At 69.6% G+C, this 16,385-nt stretch carries 15 protein-coding genes and 1 pseudogene; 8 read left to right on the top strand and 8 right to left on the bottom strand.

Features of this window, described 5'->3' with window-relative positions; genetic code table 11:
* Nucleotides 1–51: 51 nt before the first annotated feature.
* The 7 genes and pseudogenes from OHT21_RS05080 to OHT21_RS05050 form a co-directional block, all read left to right on the top strand.
* A pseudogene (locus tag OHT21_RS05080) lies at nucleotides 52–279 on the top strand (transposase); the annotation flags it as partial.
* Nucleotides 280–303: 24 nt separating this feature from the next.
* The gene (locus tag OHT21_RS05075; protein ID WP_328767010.1) at nucleotides 304–1,401 is read left to right on the top strand and encodes an ABC transporter substrate-binding protein; all 1,098 of its coding nucleotides are present in this window, start codon (nucleotides 304–306) and stop codon (nucleotides 1,399–1,401) included.
* Nucleotides 1,394–2,533 carry an ABC transporter ATP-binding protein gene (locus tag OHT21_RS05070; RefSeq protein ID WP_328767009.1) on the top strand — a complete coding sequence of 380 codons (1,140 nt, stop codon included), beginning with the start codon at nucleotides 1,394–1,396 and terminating at the stop codon, nucleotides 2,531–2,533. Before OHT21_RS05075 ends, OHT21_RS05070 begins: the two co-directional genes overlap by 8 nt.
* Before the next feature lie 3 nt (nucleotides 2,534–2,536).
* Nucleotides 2,537–3,430 (top strand): ABC transporter permease, encoded by an 894-nt coding sequence (locus OHT21_RS05065; protein ID WP_328767008.1) that lies wholly within the window; start codon nucleotides 2,537–2,539, stop codon nucleotides 3,428–3,430.
* The gene (locus tag OHT21_RS05060; protein ID WP_328767007.1) at nucleotides 3,427–4,293 is read left to right on the top strand and encodes an ABC transporter permease; all 867 of its coding nucleotides are present in this window, start codon (nucleotides 3,427–3,429) and stop codon (nucleotides 4,291–4,293) included. The genes OHT21_RS05065 and OHT21_RS05060 overlap by 4 nt, the downstream gene beginning before the upstream one ends.
* Nucleotides 4,294–4,353: 60 nt before the next feature.
* Complete coding sequence (locus tag OHT21_RS05055; protein WP_328767006.1) at nucleotides 4,354–5,838, top strand: NAD-dependent succinate-semialdehyde dehydrogenase; 1,485 nt, start codon at nucleotides 4,354–4,356, stop codon at nucleotides 5,836–5,838.
* 227 nt (nucleotides 5,839–6,065) lie between these two features.
* Nucleotides 6,066–6,527 carry an Lrp/AsnC family transcriptional regulator gene (locus OHT21_RS05050; protein ID WP_328767005.1) on the top strand — a complete coding sequence of 154 codons (462 nt, stop codon included), beginning with the start codon at nucleotides 6,066–6,068 and terminating at the stop codon, nucleotides 6,525–6,527.
* Here the strand turns inward: OHT21_RS05050 and OHT21_RS05045 are convergent.
* The 8 genes from OHT21_RS05045 to OHT21_RS05010 form a co-directional block, all read right to left on the bottom strand.
* On the bottom strand, nucleotides 6,484–6,714 hold the full coding sequence (locus tag OHT21_RS05045) for a hypothetical protein (RefSeq protein ID WP_328767004.1): 231 nt from the start codon (nucleotides 6,712–6,714) through the stop codon (nucleotides 6,484–6,486). The two genes, OHT21_RS05050 and OHT21_RS05045, sit on opposite strands and share 44 nt — an antisense overlap.
* On the bottom strand, nucleotides 6,711–8,141 hold the full coding sequence (locus tag OHT21_RS05040; protein WP_328767003.1) for an aldehyde dehydrogenase family protein: 1,431 nt from the start codon (nucleotides 8,139–8,141) through the stop codon (nucleotides 6,711–6,713). Before OHT21_RS05040 ends, OHT21_RS05045 begins: the two co-directional genes overlap by 4 nt.
* Nucleotides 8,134–9,222, bottom strand: a complete 1,089-nt coding sequence (locus tag OHT21_RS05035) for a homoserine dehydrogenase (protein ID WP_328767002.1) — start codon at nucleotides 9,220–9,222, stop codon at nucleotides 8,134–8,136. The genes OHT21_RS05040 and OHT21_RS05035 overlap by 8 nt, the downstream gene beginning before the upstream one ends.
* Before the next feature lie 323 nt (nucleotides 9,223–9,545).
* Nucleotides 9,546–10,484 carry a LysR family transcriptional regulator gene (locus OHT21_RS05030; RefSeq protein WP_328767001.1) on the bottom strand — a complete coding sequence of 313 codons (939 nt, stop codon included), beginning with the start codon at nucleotides 10,482–10,484 and terminating at the stop codon, nucleotides 9,546–9,548.
* Between the two features lie 5 nt (nucleotides 10,485–10,489).
* Nucleotides 10,490–11,698: a glycine C-acetyltransferase gene (locus tag OHT21_RS05025; RefSeq protein ID WP_328767000.1), complete on the bottom strand. Its 1,209-nt coding sequence runs from the start codon at nucleotides 11,696–11,698 to the stop codon at nucleotides 10,490–10,492.
* 80 nt (nucleotides 11,699–11,778) lie between these two features.
* Nucleotides 11,779–12,807 (bottom strand): L-threonine 3-dehydrogenase, encoded by a 1,029-nt coding sequence (gene tdh / locus OHT21_RS05020; RefSeq protein WP_328766999.1) that lies wholly within the window; start codon nucleotides 12,805–12,807, stop codon nucleotides 11,779–11,781.
* Between the two features lie 238 nt (nucleotides 12,808–13,045).
* Nucleotides 13,046–13,789, bottom strand: coding sequence for an IclR family transcriptional regulator (locus OHT21_RS05015; protein ID WP_328773961.1), 744 nt, complete (start codon nucleotides 13,787–13,789; stop codon nucleotides 13,046–13,048).
* A gap of 395 nt (nucleotides 13,790–14,184) precedes the next feature.
* The gene (locus tag OHT21_RS05010) at nucleotides 14,185–14,931 is read right to left on the bottom strand and encodes an IclR family transcriptional regulator (RefSeq protein WP_328773960.1); all 747 of its coding nucleotides are present in this window, start codon (nucleotides 14,929–14,931) and stop codon (nucleotides 14,185–14,187) included.
* Nucleotides 14,932–15,211: 280 nt separating this feature from the next.
* On the opposite strand from OHT21_RS05010, the gene solA reads away from it, so the two are divergent.
* Nucleotides 15,212–16,348, top strand: coding sequence for an N-methyl-L-tryptophan oxidase (gene solA, locus OHT21_RS05005; protein WP_328766998.1), 1,137 nt, complete (start codon nucleotides 15,212–15,214; stop codon nucleotides 16,346–16,348).
* The last annotated feature ends 37 nt before the right edge of the window (nucleotides 16,349–16,385 follow it).

Here is a 16,385-nt window from a genome sequence, read left to right as displayed (position 1 = left end):
CATCCCTCACGAGGCCTTCATGCTCGGCTCTGGTGAGGATCGCCGCCACCCCTTCTGATCACCGCCTGCGACGGCTCAAGCTTCCCCACCGCCACTCACCCCGTCTTCTAGCCGGCGTCGCCCCGACAACAAGGTCGTCGGGGACTTCGATCCACGGCGAACACCCGCCCAAGCGGCGACCGACAACGCAAGCGGGCAATGCTTCTGTCCGCGTTCGCCGCCCTGAACCATCCCACCCCCCGCACCTGCGAGGTAAAGCCCCGCACAGCTGGTCCCACGCGTCCCTAAATGAGGAGTATTGCCATGAGTGATCCCCAGATCGGCCGCAGAGCGCTCCTGCGCGGAGCAGGCGGCATAGCCGCCCTCGCGTCCCTCGCCGCCTGCGGCACCGGCACCAGCCGCAGCTCGTCCGCCGCCGGCGGCAAGGGCGGCGGCAAGACGGTGATCGTCCGCGACAGCGGCGGTTCCTACGGTGCAGCCCTGCAGAAGGCGATCTACACGCCGTTCACGCAGGAGACCGGCATCCAGGTCAAGGTGCTCAACCTGGACGACGCCCCGCTGCTGGCCCAGATCAAGCAGGGCCGCCCGCAGTGCGACCTCATCAACAACTCGATGATGTCCCACGCCAAGTACGTCAAGCAGGACGCGCTGGAAGCGCTGGACGGGGATCGGCTCAAGAGCCTGAAGAGCGCGAAGGTCCCCGACAGCCAGATCACCGACCATGCCATGGGTCACAGCTTCTACGGTCAGTGCATCGGGTATCGCACGGACGCCTTCGGCGGGAAGAAGCCGGAGTCATGGGCGGACTTCTGGGACACGAAGGCGTTCAAGGGCGGCCGTTCGATGGTCAGCCCGGACGGTGACCTGCCGGAGCTGGAGTTCGCGCTGCTGGCCGACGGCGTGCCGATGGACAAGCTGTACCCGCTCGATGTGGACCGCGCGTTCAAGGTGATGAGCCGGCTGCGCGGCGACATCAAGAAGTTCTGGGACAGCGGCCCGCTGCCCGGCGTGCTGCTCAGCCGCGAGGAGGTCACGATGTCCACCGTGTGGGACGGTCGGCTGGCCGATCTGCAGAAGCAGAACGTGCCGGTGGAGCGGCAGCTGAACGGCATGCGCCGCCAGTTCCAGGGCTACGCGATCGCCAAGGGCGCGGCCAACGCGGACAACGCGTACCTGCTGATGGACTTCTCGCTGCAGGCTGAGAGCCAGGCGGCCCTGGCCAAGGCGTTCCCGTCGAACCCGTCCTCCCCGCTGGCCTACGCCAAGCTCACCGAGGACGAGCGCAACGCCCTCGCCGGGGCGCCGAAGTACTACGACAAGGGCTTCGATGCCGACATCGAGTGGTGGCTGAAGAACGAAGCGGCCGTCACCAAGCGCTGGCTGGAGTGGGCTCGTGGCTGAATTCGGTATCGCCACACCGTCCGTCAAGGTGGCCGGCGGCAAGCCGGCCACTGCGACCGGCAAAGCGTTGTCGGTGGTGGCTCTGCGCAAGACGTACGGCGATGTGGTCGCGGTCGATGAGGCGTCGATGGAGATCGCGGCCGGGGAGTTCGTCACCTTCCTGGGCGCGTCCGGGTCGGGCAAGACCACGACGCTGATGATGATCGCCGGGTTCTGCGAGCCGGACTCCGGCACCATCACCGTCGGGGACCGCGACGTCACCCGGTTCGCCCCGCAGAAACGGAACCTGGGTTTCGTCTTCCAGCAGTACCTGCTCTTCCCGCACATGACGGTCAGTGAGAACGTCGCCTTCCCGCTCACGCTGCGCGGGGTGCCGAAGGACGAGATCCGCAGACGCGTCGGGGAGACGCTGGAGATCGCCGGCCTGTCCGGGTTCGGCGGCCGCCGCCCGCGCGAGCTGTCCGGCGGTCAGCAGCAGCGCGTGGCGTTGTGCCGGGCGCTGGTCTACCGGCCGCCGGTCATTTTGATGGACGAGCCGCTGGGCGCGCTGGACAAGAAGCTGCGCGACCAGCTCCAGGTCGAGATCAAGACCATCCAGCAGGAACTGGGCCTGACCGTCATCTATGTGACGCACGATCAGGAAGAAGCACTGGTCATGTCGGATCGCATCGCGGTGATGCGCAACGGATTGATCGAGCAGTTCGACACCCCCAGGGAGCTGTTCGAGCGGCCGAGGACCCCGTTCGTGGCGGACTTCCTCGGCGCGGCCAACTTCCTGCCCGGCCGCATCGAGCAGCACACCGACGAGCACACCCTGGTCCGCCTGGACAACAGTGGCGGTCTGCTGAAGGCGCGCCGCCACGAGCTGGCTTCCGGCACCGAGGTGAAGGTCGCGGTGCAGCCGGGCCGGCTGCGGGCCTGCGCCCCGGATGACGGTTTCTGTACGGGCACGGTGGAGACCGCCACGTACGTGGGCACCCTGGTCCGCGCCGGCGTACGCATCGACGGCGGCGACGCGCCGCTGCTGCGCCTGGAAGTACCGGCCGGCCGCGGTCCCGTCACCGGCGAGCGGGTCGGCATCTCCGCCGATCCCGAGGACGTCAACCTCTTCCCCGTCGAACAGGGCGGGTGAGTCATGGCCGCCCTCACCGCCACCGCCCCCGCGCGCCCGCGCAAGCTGCTCGCCTCCCGCCGTACCCGGGTCGGCCTCCTGTACGCGCTACCCGTGGTCGTCTACCTGCTGGTGCTGTTCGTCTACCCGATCTTCAGCACGCTGCTGCTCAGCCTGAAGGACGCCGACGGATCGTTCACCCTGCACTGGTACGTCGACGCCCTCACCGGGGTCAACCTCTCGGTGCTGTTCACCACGCTGCGGATCTCCGCCGAGACGGCGCTGCTCAGTCTCGCCTTTGGGTTCCTCCTGGCCAACGCCATCTCCCGGCTCAAGCCCCTGTGGGCCGGACTGGCCATGCTGGTCGTGGTCGTGCCGCACTTCATCAGCGCCCTGGTACGGACGTACGGCTGGATCATCATGCTCGGCGACAAGGGCCTGGTGAACGAGTCCCTGGCCGGCCTGTGGGTGCCGGGGACGCCGTACCGGCTGCTGTACAACGAGCTCGGCGTGGTCATCGGCACCACCTCGATGATGCTCCCGTACACGGTGCTGCTGCTGTACGGCGTGATGCGCGGCGTGGACCGCAGGCTGCTGGCGGCCGCCTCCAGCATGGGCGCGGGACGCGTGACGATCTTCCGCCGTATCTACCTGCCGCTGGTGGCGCCTGGCCTGGCCAGTGCCGGACTACTCAGCTTCATCCTGTCGCTGGGCTACTACATCACCCCGGCCCTGATGGGCGGACCCAACCAGACGATGATCGCCACCCTCATCAACCAGCAGGTGACCAAGGAAAACCAGTGGAACGGGGCCGCCGCGCAAGGCGTCATCCTGCTGGTCCTCACCCTCGCCGGACTGCTGCTGGTCAAGGCCGTCAGCTCGCTGGGCGCCAGCCGTAAGAAGAGGAACGCCTCATGATGGAGCTGCGTAAGACCCTCACTGGGCGGATCGTCCTGACCGCTGTCGCCACCGTGATCCTGCTGTTTTTGGCGCTGCCGATCGTGGTCATCCTGGTCACCTCCTTCAGCGACAACGCCTTCGCGGCCTTCCCGCCCGACACCTGGACGCTGAACTGGTACAAGGCGCTGTTCGCCGACGGCAGCAAATGGCCCGCCGCGCTCTCCCTGAGCGCCTTGATCGCCTGCCTGAGCACTGTGTTCTCGCTGATCATCGGGGTGACCGCGGCGACCGCGCTGGTCCGCAGCGAACTCCCGCTGCGCTCGGCGGTCTTCGCCCTGGTCCTCGGCCCGCTGGTCATCCCCCAGATCGTCACCGCACTGGGCCTGTTCCTGCTCTTCGAGCCGGCCGCGATGCTGGGCAGCCCGATAGCCATCGCCCTCGGGCACACCGTGCTGGCCGCACCCATCGCGGTACTGATCCTGATCGCGACGCTGCGCGGCATCGACGAACGCCTGGAGGACGCCGCAGCCAGCATGGGCGCGGGGCGTCTGACCATCGCCCGGAAGATCACCTTCCCCCTCGCCGCCCCCGGAATGATCGCGGCGGCGATCTTCTCCTTCATCACCAGCTTCGACGAGTTCTACATCTCCCAATTCCTGTCCTCGGTCGACACCGTCACCCTGCCGGTGCGGGTCTACAACTCCCTGACCTTCGACATCGACCCCAGCGTCACCGCGGTCAGCGCGCTCCTCACCGCCGGCGCGATCCTCGCCCTCGGCCTGGTGGCCCTGGTCCGCTGGCTCGGCTCCGGACGCCAGGACTCCCTGCTCTCGGTCGAGAACACGGTCGGCGTCGCCCACCCCGGAGGCGATGCCGTATGACCACCCACCGATCGTGCTCCCTCAACACACCAGCCTGCGACCAGCGAAAGAGCCACGCGCATGACTGACACGCTCACCGCTCCCTCAGAGGAGTCGGCAGTCCTTCAATCCGTCCCCCGTGGCTTCCTCACCCACGACTGGCAACCTGCCACCGGCGGTCGCACCTTCGAGGTGCGCAACCCCGCAACCGAAGAAGTCATAGCCACCGTCGCCGACTGCGGCGCACAAGACGCGCTGAAAGCACTGGACGCGGCGGCCGCGGCCGCCGACCAGTGGGCCCTCACCAGCCCGCGGGACCGCGCGACCGTCCTGCACCGGATCACCGACGCCATGACCGAACACCGTGAGCGTCTGGCCCGGATCATCACCCTGGAGATCGGCAAGACGATCAGGGAAGCCCGGAGCGAGGTCGACTACGCCGCCGCCTATTTCCGCTGGTACGCAGAGGAGGCGGTCCGCCCGCACGCACGCAGCACGCCCTCCCCGGACGGCAAGAGTCACATCGTCACCGTCGCCGAACCGGTCGGGCCCTGCCTGCTGATCACTCCGTGGAACGTGCCGCTGGCCATGGCCGCCCGCAAGGCCGCCGCCGCCCTCGCCGCAGGCTGCACCGCCGTGCTCAAACCAGCCGCACTCACCCCGTTGTCCTCCCTGATACTGGGCGAGCTGGCGCGCGAGGCGGGCGCGCCCGCGGGTGTCCTGACCGTGATCACCAGCAGCGACGCGGCAGCGGTCACCATGCCGCTGCTGGCCGACCCCCGGCTGCGCAAGCTGTCCTTCACCGGGTCCACCCCGGTCGGCAGGTTGCTGCTCCAGCAGAGCGGTGCCCGGGTGCTGCGCACCTCGATGGAGCTGGGCGGCAACGCGCCGTTCCTGGTCTTCGACGACGCCGACCTCGACCTCGCGGTCCGTGAAGCGATGATTGCGAAGATGCGGCTGGGCGGCCAGTCCTGTGTCGGCGCCAACCGATTCCTGGTCCAGGAGGGAATCGCCGACGCATTCGCCGCCGCGCTGGGCGAACAGATGGCCGCCGTCCGGGTGGGTCCTCCAGGCCAGGAGGACACCGAGTTCGGTCCGCTGGCTGACCACCGTGCGGTGGACAAGGTCCGCAACCTCGTCGAGGACGCCGTGGCCCGTGGTGCCGTTGTCGTCGGCAAGGCGGAGATCCCTGACGGTCCGGGCCACTACGCGGCCCCGACCGCGCTGGACCACATCCCCGCCGACGCTGCGATCATGCACGAGGAAATCTTCGGACCTGTCGCCGCCATCCACCGGTTCTCCACGGAGGCCGAGGCCATAGAGGTGGCCAACAACACCGAGCACGGCCTCGCGTCGTATGTGATGACGTCCCACATCGACCGCGCCCGCCGGGTCGCCGCCCGTCTGCAGGCCGGAATGGTCGCCATCAACCGCGGCCTGGTCTCCGACGTCGCAGCACCCTTCGGCGGCATCAAGCAGTCCGGCCTGGGCCGCGAAGGCGGACCCGAGGGCCTCCACGAGTACCAGCAGCTCAAGTACCTGTCGCTGCCCGGCTTCAACACCTGAGCGAGCCGGATCGAGCGCAGGGCCCGCCCACGTGCCGGCCGGGCAACGCAGTGACCGGGATGAAGATCCGTTCCGCGACGTCTGCCGCCTCGGATCCCGGGCAGGGCACATCCTGAGCCTGATCAGCAACCAGCACGCACCATGGTCCGCAGGAGACCCATGGCACCCGCGATCCGCGTGCCGTGGGGGCTGCCATCTCCACCGACTTATGAAGGAGACGGTCGACCGTGGACGCTACCGACGAGAAGATCATCGCCGAGCTGACCCGCAACGCCCGCATCTCGCACTCCGAGCTGGCCAGCAAGGTGCTGCTGTCCCGCAACGCGGTGCGGCAGCGCATCGAACGGCTGGAGCGCCAGGGCCACATCGCCGGCTACACCATCGTCCGCGCGGGCGACGACACCGGCAATGTCGTCTCGGCGCTCGTACTCGTCTACCGCCAGGACCGCATGCGCGGCGGCGACGTCCTGGCCGCGCTCAAACGCATTCCGGAGGTCGTCATCTGCGAGATCCTCAGCGGCGACTTCGACATCATGGTGCGCCTGGAGGCGGCCTCGCTGGAACGCGTACGAGTCATCTGGGAGGACATCGCCCAGATGCCCGGCGTACGGGACACGGTCACCGCGCTCACCCTGTCCAGCGTCGTCAACCGCCCGAGAGGAGGGCGGAGTTCAACGGCACCGGGGTGAGCAGCGCCATCGCCTCTTCCCTGTCCAGCAGCCCGTCCTGGACCACGAGGTCCACCACGTCCGCCCCGGTGGCCAGGGCCGCTTCTGTCGCGTTCAGGCGGCCGCCTGGGACAGCCGACGGTCGGTCTGCCGACCGACTTCCGGCTCCAGGGGCCCAGGGTTCTCGCTCGGTACGGAAGGTGGTCATTGGACGACGTCAGTGATGTGGTTGACGCAGACGACCTTGGGCTGGGTCATCTCCTCGAAGGCGAAGCGCACGCCTTCGCGGCCCATGCTGCCGTACTTGAAGCCGCCGAACGGCATGGCGTCGAAGCGGTAGTCGGACGAGTCGTTGATCATCACTCCGCCGGCTTCCAGCAGCCGGGCAGCGGTCAGGGCGCGGTCCAGGCGGGAGGTGAAGATGGCCGCGTGGAGGCTGTAGTCGATGGCGTTGGCCTGCTCGATGGCGTCCTCGAAGGACGTGAACGGCTGCAGCACGACGACCGGGGCGAACACCTCCTCCTGCCAGATCGAGCAGGTCGCCGGGACGTCTTCCAGGACGGTCGGCGTGTACAGGGCGCCGGTGGTGTGGTTGCCGCACAGCAGCACCGCGCCCTCGTCCACCGCCGTGTCGACCTTGGCCCGGGTGGCGGCCGCGGCCTCCTGGGTGATCATGGGGCCGACGTCGGTGCGCTCGTCGAGCGGGTCGCCGACGCGCAGCAGCTGGGTGCGGGCGACGAAGGCGTCGCGGAAGCGCTCGTAGACCTCGCGGGCGATCAGGATCCGCTGGGTGCCGATGCAGTTCTGGCCGGCGGCCCAGAACGCGCCCAAGACGCAGGAGGCCACGGCTTCGTCGAGGTCGGCGTCGTCCATGACGATGACCGGGGCGTTGCCACCCAGGTCCATGGCGAGCTTCTTCAGGCCGGCCGTGCGGGAGATGGCCTCGCCGGTGGCGAATCCGCCGGTGAAGGACACCATGCGTACGTCGGGGGCGGCCACGATCGTGGCGCCGATGTCGGCATTGCCGTTGACGACGGTGACGATCTCCTCGGGCAGGCCGGCCTCGATGAGGGTGTCGACCAGGCGCAGCGCGGACAGCGGCGTCAGCGCGGACGGTTTGAGGATGACCGCGTTGCCGCCGGCGATGGCCGGGCCGAGCTTGTGGGCGACCAGGTTGAGGGGGTCGTTGAACGGAGTGATGGCGGCGATGATGCCCAGCGGTTCGCGGGTGAACCAGCCCTGCCGTTTCTCCGAGCCCTCATAGGAGTCGAAGGGGATGACCTCGCCGGCGTTGCGCCGTACCTCGGCCGCGGACAGGGACAGGGTGTTGACCGCGCGGGCGACTTCCTTGCGGGCCTGAGTGATGGTCTTGCCGGCCTCGCTGACGATCAGCTGGGCGAAGGACCCGGCGCGCCGCTCGATCAGGTGGGCGGCGCGTTCCAGGACCGCGGCTCTGGAGGCGCGGGACAGCGCGGCCGCGGTGCGGCGCCCGCATCTGGCCTGCTGCAGGATGCTGCCGGCGGCGCTCGCGTCGACGGTGGGCACCGAGGCGATGATCTCGCCGGTGTAAGGGTTGTGCACGGGCGCCGTGTCGGTGCCGAGTTCGATGCCGGGGGGCACGACGGTGTCAGACACGGTGAGTCTCCAGGAGAACGGGGCGCGTGGGCGCGGTGTCGTCGTCCGCGTGGCGCTGGTGGATGGCGATGATGTCCGACAGCAGGGCGTAGGCGGTCTCGATGCGGCCGGCGCCCGGCCCGGACACCGTGACGGTGCCGAGGAGGTCGGTGTGGAAGGCGACCGCGTTGACCGGGCCGGAGATCCCCGCCAGCGGGTGGTGTGCCGGCAGGGCGAGTGGAGCGACGCGGGCGTCGACGCTGCCGTCCTCGTGGCGGGTGGCGGAGCCGACCAGCTTCCAGCGCAGCCCCTTGGACGCGGCGTCCCGCACCTCGTGGGGGGTGATCGCGGAGATGCCCTCGCAGAAGACGTCCTCGCGGCGCAGGTCTGCGCCGAGGACCTCGTTGGCCAGGATCATGACCTTGAGCTGGACGTCGTGACCCTCGATGTCCGCCGTGGGATCGGCTTCGGCGTAACCCAGCTCCTGGGCTTCGGCGATGGCCGCCGACAGCTCGATGCCCTCTTCGAGGCGGCCGAGGACGTAGTTCGAGGTGCCGTTCAGGATGCCCTGGACGCCGGTGATCTCCAGGCCGCCGAACATGCGCTCGGCGGTGCGCAGGATGGGGGTGCCGCTGAGGACCGAGCCCTCGAACTCGAAGCTGACACCACGCTCGGCGGCCAGCTGCTTCAGCGCCCGGCCGGCGAGTGCGACCGGTCCCTTGTTGGTGGTGCACACGTGCTTGCCCGATTCCAGGGCCCAGCGCACATGGGAGAGGGCGGGCTCGCCGTCGGCGGGATTGGTGAACGTCGCCTCCACGACGATGTCGGCCGGGACCTCTCGGATCACCCACGCGTTGCGCGGATCCGCGCTGCCGCCCGGCAGACCCGCGAAGCTCAGCTCCCCGGGCTCGGCGGCCAGCAGCGGCGCCAGATCGATGCCGTCGGTGTCCACCAGGGAACCGGCCCGCAGATCGGTGATCGCCACCACCCGCAGGGCAAAGCCCAGCTCCCTGGCCAGGCGCTCCCCGTTCTGAGATATGAGCTCGGCAAGCGCGCGGTTGACGCCGCCGAAGCCGATGAGGGCGAGATCGTATCGGCCCATGAGATCGCTCCTTAACAGTCCGCCGCCTTCACGGTGCGGCTGCTCAGAGCCTCGCTTCTCCGCCTGTCACCTGCTCCATGTCGCAACGGCCACGACGCATGCCGATCTGCTCTGTCGGAGGGCGATTCGCCCACCCCGCCTTCAGCAACACCGCGCGGGCACGGACGCAGTGCGCCCGCCGCCTCGCTTGGCCGTCGGTCGGGTTGGGTGTGTTCCTGCAGGTGTGCCAGAACGGCAGGTTCGGCGCTTGGTCACACGCTGAACTTGACAGGGAATCGTCGGGGACCGACAGGTGGTGGTCTCGTTCACCCAGCGATCGGGATTCAGGCCGGGGAGGAGCCGGGGCCGTCGGACGGCACGGCCGTCTCTGCCGCCGCGCGCAGCGCCTCCAGCACCGGACGGATCAGGGGATGCTCCTCCGCGCCGCGCCGTACGGTCGCGAAGACGCGGCGGGTCACCGCCACGTCGTCCAGCGGGCGGATCACCACGCCCGTCAGCTCCGTGCCCCGCAGGGCGGAGCGCGGTACCAGGGCGACGCCCGCCCCGGCGCCGGCGAGGGCGACGACGGCACGGAAGTCATCGGACGAGTGCTGCAGCCGGGGCTGGAATCCGGCGTACTCGCAGGCCAGCATCACCACGTCGTGGCAGGGGTTGCCCGGGTACGGGCCGATCCACGGCTCGTCGGCCAGGTCGGCCACCCGCACCTTGCCCGCCCCGGCGAGCCGGTGGCCGACCGGCAGGACCGCGTCGAACGCTTCGGAGTACAGCGGCACCCGCGCGAGACGCTGGTCGTCCTCGCGCGGCGCACCGCGGTACTCCACGGCGACCGCGACGTCCGCCTCCCCGTCCAGCACCATCGGCAGGCTCTCGTCGCCCTCCGCGTCACGCACCCGGATCCGGATCCCTGGTGCGGTGTCCGCGAGCTGCGCGATGGCCGGTGCGAGGACGAGTGCGATGCCGGTGGCGAAGGAGGCGACGGTCACCTCGCCCGCGGCTCCCGAGGTGTACGCGGCGAGTTCGGCCTCGGCGCGCTCCAGCTGGGCGAGGATCGTGTTGGCGTGATCGAGCAGGATCTCCCCGGTGGCCGTGAGGCGGATGCCGCGCCCGTTGCGCTCCAGCAGCCGCTGGCCGGTCTCGCTCTCCAGCGCCGCGAGCTGCTGGGAGACGGCAGACGGGGTGAGGTACAGCGCGGCGGCCGCGGCGGTCACCGTTCCGTGGTCCGCCACGGCGCGCAGGATCCGCAGCCGCCGCATGTCGATCATGTCGCTCAGTCTCCCAGGGTCGCGCGGGCCGCCTTGAATGCTGCCACGGCCCGCTCCACGTCGGCGGGGGAGTGGGCGGCCGAAAGCTGCACCCGGATACGCGCCTGTCCGTGGGGGACCACCGGGTAGGAGAAGCCGACGGCGTACACGCCCTGCTCCAGCAGCAGTTCGGCCATCCGCCCGGCGATGGCCGCATCGCCGATCATGACGGGCACGATGGGGTGGTCGCCGGGCAGGATGTCGAACCCTTCCTCCGCCATCCGCGTCCGGAACAGCGCGGTGTTTCCGGCCAGTTGCTGCCGCAGTGCGGCCCCGAGTCCCGTGTCGGTGTCCTCCAGGAGGTCCAGGACCTTCAGGGACGCGGCGGCGATGACCGGTGCGAGCGAGTTGGAGAACAGGTACGGCCGCGAGCGCTGGCGCAGCAGCGCGACGATCTCGGCGCGGGCGGCGACGTAGCCGCCGGAGGCGCCGCCAAGGGCCTTGCCGAGTGTGCCGGTGACGATGTCGACGCGGTCCATGACACCGTGCAGCTCGTGCGTGCCCCGTCCGCCGGGCCCGACGAAGCCGACGGCGTGTGAGTCATCGACCATCACCATCGCGTCGTACGCCTCGGCGAGATCGCAGATCTCCCGCAGGGGCGCCACGTAACCGTCCATCGAGAAGACGCCGTCGGTGACGATCAGCCGGCGCCGCGCGTCGGAGGACTCCTTCAGCCGCTGCTCCAGGTCGGCCAGATCGCGGTTGGCGTAGCGGAAGCGGCGGGCCTTGGACAGCCGGATGCCGTCGATGATGCTGGCGTGGTTGAGGGCGTCGGAGATGACCGCGTCCCGCTCGTCCAGCAGGGTTTCGAAGACGCCGCCGTTGGCGTCGAAGCAGGAGGAGTACAGGATCGTGTCCTCGGCGCCGAGGAAGCGGGAGAGCCGGTCCTCCAGTTGCTTGTGGACCTCCTGGGTCCCGCAGATGAAGCGGACGGAGGCCATGCCGTAGCCCCAGCGGTCCAGGGCTTCCTTGGCGGCGGTGACCACCTCCGGGTGGTCGGCCAGGCCGAGGTAGTTGTTGGCGCAGAAGTTCAGCACCTCGCCGGGGCGGCCGCCCGCGGTCACGGCGACGGCCGCGCTCTGCGGGGTGCCGATGACGCGCTCGGGCTTGTGCAGGCCGGCGGCGGTGATCTCGTCCAGGGTGGCGCGCAGGTCGTCGCGCACGGAGTCGAACATGGCGGGTGAGCTCCTCGGGGCAGCGGGCGTACGGGTGGAATGGGCGCGAAGGCGTGATGGACGCGGAGGGCGCGTACGGCTCAGGCGGTCCAGTCGAGGACGACCTTGCCGCACCGCCCGCTCGCGGCGTCCTCGAAGGCCGCGTCGAAGTCCTGGTAGGCATAACGGCCGGTGATCACCGGGCTGAGATCGAGGCCGCGTTCCAGCAGCACCGACATGGCGTACCAGGTCTCGAACATCTCCCGGCCGTAAATGCCCTTGATGGTGATCATGGAGGTGACGATCGTGGCGAAATCGACCGCGAACTCCTCGGAAGGCAGCCCAAGAACGGCGATCCGCCCGCCGTGCGTCATGTTGGCGATCATGTCGCGCAGGGCTTCGGGGCGGCCGGACATCTCCAGGCCGACGTCGAAGCCCTCCCGCAGGCCCAGCTGCCGCTGAGCCGCCTCGATCGTCGTGTCGGCGACGTTGACCGCCAGATCGACGCCGACCTTGCGGGCCAGTGCCAGGCGGTACTCGCTGACGTCGGTGATGACGACGTTGCGGGCTCCGGCGTGCGCGGCCACCGTCGCGGCCATGATGCCGATGGGTCCCGCTCCCGTGATGAGGACGTCCTCGCCCACCAGGGGGAAGGACAGCGCGGTGTGCACGGCGTTGCCGAACGGGTCGAAGATGGCCGCCGTGTCGAGGTCCACGGGCGTCCGGTGAACCCACGCGTTCCCGGCCGGCAGGCTCACGTACTCGGCGAACGCGCCGTCGCGGCCGACGCCGAGCCCCACCGTGTTCCGGCACAGGTGCCGCCGGCCGGCCAGGCAGTTGCGGCACTTGCCGCACACCAGATGGCCCTCGCCGCTGACCAGGTCGCCCACCTTGATGTCGGCGACGTCCCGGCCGACTTCGGCGACCTCGCCGACGAACTCATGGCCGAGCACGAGCGGTGTGCGCACGGCTTGCTGCGCCCAGCCGTCATAGGCGCGGATGTGCAGGTCCGTGCCGCAGATGCCGGTGCGGAGAACCTTGATCAGGACGTCGCCGGGGCCGATGGACGGCTCCGGCACATCTCTCAGCCACAGACCGGGCTCCGCCTTGTCCTTCACCAGTGCCTTCATGCCGCGGCTCCTGTGCGCGAGGGGATGGGAAGACTCCGGTACGCGGGACGGCGCTGCGGGCGCCGACATCCTGGCCGTACCGGGCATCAGCAATCTGCCTGGTGGCGGGCGTGCGGTCCATCGAGGATTTCTTAACCGGACCGACAGCCTGCCTTCACGATCGACTCGCGACGGTCGCTTCTCGCACGGTGCGCCATCACCTGGATCGGGCAGCCGCAACCGACACCCGGGATCCCCGTCAGCCGAGATGGCGGGCGGTGATCTCCGAGGCTGCTCCGGTCACCAGACGCCCCAGTTCGGTCAGCCGGTCGGGCTCGAACCGGGAGTGGGGCATGGAGACGGCCACGGAGGCCAGGGGCATGCCGTCGTCGCCCAGGACGGGCGCCGCGATGGCACAGACGCCCGGCCGGAACTGGTTGTAGTTGACGGAGTATCCGCGCTCTCTGACCCGGCGCAGCTCGGCGCGCAGCTCCGACGGGTCGGTGATGGTCTCCTCCCCGTAGCCCTCCAGCTCGCCCGCCGAGACCTCGTCGACCTCGGACCTCGGCAGGTGGGCGAGGACCGCGTGCCCGGTGGCGGTGGCGTGCAGAGGCGAGGAGTCGCCGATGGCGTGGAAGGTCCGTACGGGATGGTCGCAGTCGACCCGGTCGACGACGACCATGCCGTGCAGGGCGTCGGGCACCGACAGGTGGATTGTCTCGTTCAGCGCGTCACGGAGCCGGATCATCGGTTCGCGGGCGGCGGCGAAGAGGCTGGAGCCCTGCAGTGCGGCGGGTCGTACGGCCAGTACGCGGGCGCCGATCTCCCAGCGGGTGGTGTCCTTGCGGTTCGCCCGCAGCCACCCCGCCTCATTGAGGCTCACCAGCGTCCGCTGCACGGTCGACTTGGGCAGGCCGAAGAGCTTCGTGAGCTCCCCGACGGTCACCGGCTGATGTTTGGCGACGGCCTCCAGGATGCGCAGCGATCTGGTGACGCTCTTCATTTCCATCCGTGCCCCCGTAAGTCGTGTGGTTGTCCCGTTCTCACCTCTTGACTCCTTCCGGGAGCCACGGGCATGATCGTGCCGGATTCTAGCATGGCGTTCCACAATATGGCACGATTTCGGAAACGGTCCAGTGATCGGGCCGTCGTCGGAGAGATGCTGAATCCGATGCCGTACCGCGCGGCGATGGACAGTGGTAGCGCCCTGACTCGCCTACCGCGCCGCGTGGTGCACCCGCCCTGCGCCCGGCCCCTCTCCCGGCCGGCGCAGGGCGGCGAAAGCCGTGAGCGCACAAGCGGAAGCCGTGAGCGCACAAAGGGGTCGGCCCCCACGCGCGTGCGTGGGGGCCGACCCTTGCCTGTGATGCGTCCGCCGGTGCTGCGTCCGTCTCGTGTTCAGCCGCCCAGTCGGCGGCCCGTGATCTCCGCGGCCGTATCGGCGACGATGCGGCCCCACTCGGGCAGCCGGTCCGCGTCGAAGCGTGAGTCGGGCATCGAGATGGCCACGGCGGCCAGCGGGGTACCCTCCTCGTCGAGTACGGGTGCGGCGATGGCGCAGACGCCCGGCCGGAACTGGTTGCGGTTGACCGAGTAGCCGTCCGCGCGGATCTGGTCCAGCTCGGCCCGCAGTTCGCCGGGGTCGGTGGGAGTCGAGTCGCTGAAGCGCTCCAGTCCCTGTGCGATGAGCTCTTCGACATCCTGTTTCGGCAGGTGGGCGAGGATGGCGCGCCCGGTGGCGGTGGCGTGCATCGGCGAGGTGTCGCCGATGGTGTGGAAGGTCCGTACGGGGTGGTCGCAGTCGACGCGGTCCACGACGACCACGCACTGCAGGGCGTCGGGCACGGTCAGGTGGATGGTCTCGTTCACCGTGTCGCGGAGGCGCATCATCGGCTCGCGGGCGGCGGCGAACAGGCTGGAGCCCTGTAGGGCGGCAGGTCGTACGGCCAGGACGCGGGCGCCGATCTCCCAGCGGGTCGTGTCCTTGCGGTTGGCCCGCAGCCACCCCGCCTCGGCCAGTGTGACCAGGGTGCGCTGCACGGTCGACTTCGGTAGGCCGAAGAGCTTCGTCAACTCCCCGACGGTCACCGGCTGATGCTGCGCGACCGCCTCCAGGATGCGCAGCGACCTGGTGACGCTCTTCATTTCCATCCGGTTTCCCCCTGTTAATCCTCGGAATTTCCGTCGGACACCCTCTTGACTCCCCTCGGTGCCGCTGTCATTCTCGTGCCAGATTCTAGCACAGCATTCCACAATGTGGCACGGTCACTCCGGCGGACGAAGCAAGTGAGCCGGAACTCAGAGACCGGACGGATGCGAGCAGTTGGGCTCCACAAGACACCCAGCGCCCCTCCGAACCCCTCTCGAATCGAACAGCCTCACGCCGGGCACAGCATGCGCCCCGGCGATACGAAAGGAAAGTCCTGTGTCAGCTGCCAGGAAGCGTGTCGCCGTCGTCGGCGTCGGAACGATGGGCAGCCAGGCCGCCTGGCGGCTGGCGGCCCGTGGCGCCGAGGTCGTCGCTTACGACCGGTTCGCCCCGGGCCATGACCGCAGCGCCGCCGGCGGCGAGACCCGTATCTTCCGTAGCGCGCACTTCGAGGACTCCCGGTACGTCCCGCTCCTCAAGCACGCCGACACCCTGTGGGGGCAGCTCCAGCAGGAGACCGGCCGTGAGCTGCGTCGTCTGACCGGGTGCCTGCTGATGGGGCCCACCGAACAGCAGCAGATGGCCACCGTCCTGGAGTCCATCGCCGAGCACGGCCTCGACCACGAGGTGCTCGATGCCGAGGCACTGGCCAAGCGCTTCCCGCAGTACAGGCTGGAGGACGGCGACGCGGCCGTACTCGACCGCCGCGCCGGCTTCATCCGGCCCGAGCTGACGGTCCAGACCGCGGCCCGCCGCGCCGAGCAGCTGGGCGCGCGCATCCACCGCTACACGCCGGTGCGGGAGATCGCGCCGGTGAACGGCGGGGTGGAGATCCGCACCGACTCCGGCAGCGAGCGCTTCGACGCCGCGGTGGTAACCCCGGGCCCGTGGGTGAACGATCTGCTGCCCGATCTGCCGTGGGAGGTGGACATCCGCCGCCTCATCAGCGCCTGGTACACGCCCACCACCGACGCCTGGTTCGGCGAGGAGCGCCCCGCCTTCATCCGTACGGCACCCACCCACTTCTACGGGCTGCCCTCCCCGGACGGCGTCTCGGTCAAGCTCGGCCTGTCCCGCGCCCTGCACCGCCCCGCCGGCGACCCGAACCAGCTGGACCGGACCGTGCAGCCGGAGGAACTGGAGATCTTCTCCGAGCTGATCGGGCGTTACCTACCGGACCTGCACCTCGACCCGACCCGCCTCTCCGTCTACATGGAGGGCTACACCGAGAGCAGCCGCCCGCTCGTCGGCCCCCTGCCCGGCGCCGAGAACGTCGTACTGCTCGCCGCGTTCTCCGGCCACGGCTTCAAGCTCTCGCCCGCCTTCGGCGACATCGCCGCCGACCTGGCGCTGGACGGCACCTCGTCCCAGCCCATCGACTTCATCTCCACCGTCGACCGCACCGCGGCCTGAGCCACCGATCGATTTCATCACCACACTCGGCCGCACC

It is taken from the genome of Streptomyces sp. NBC_00286 (genome assembly GCF_036173125.1).
GTDB lineage: Bacteria > Actinomycetota > Actinomycetes > Streptomycetales > Streptomycetaceae > Streptomyces.
The sequence above is the reverse complement of the archived record's forward strand: the minus strand, read 5'-3'. Positions and strand labels throughout refer to the sequence as shown.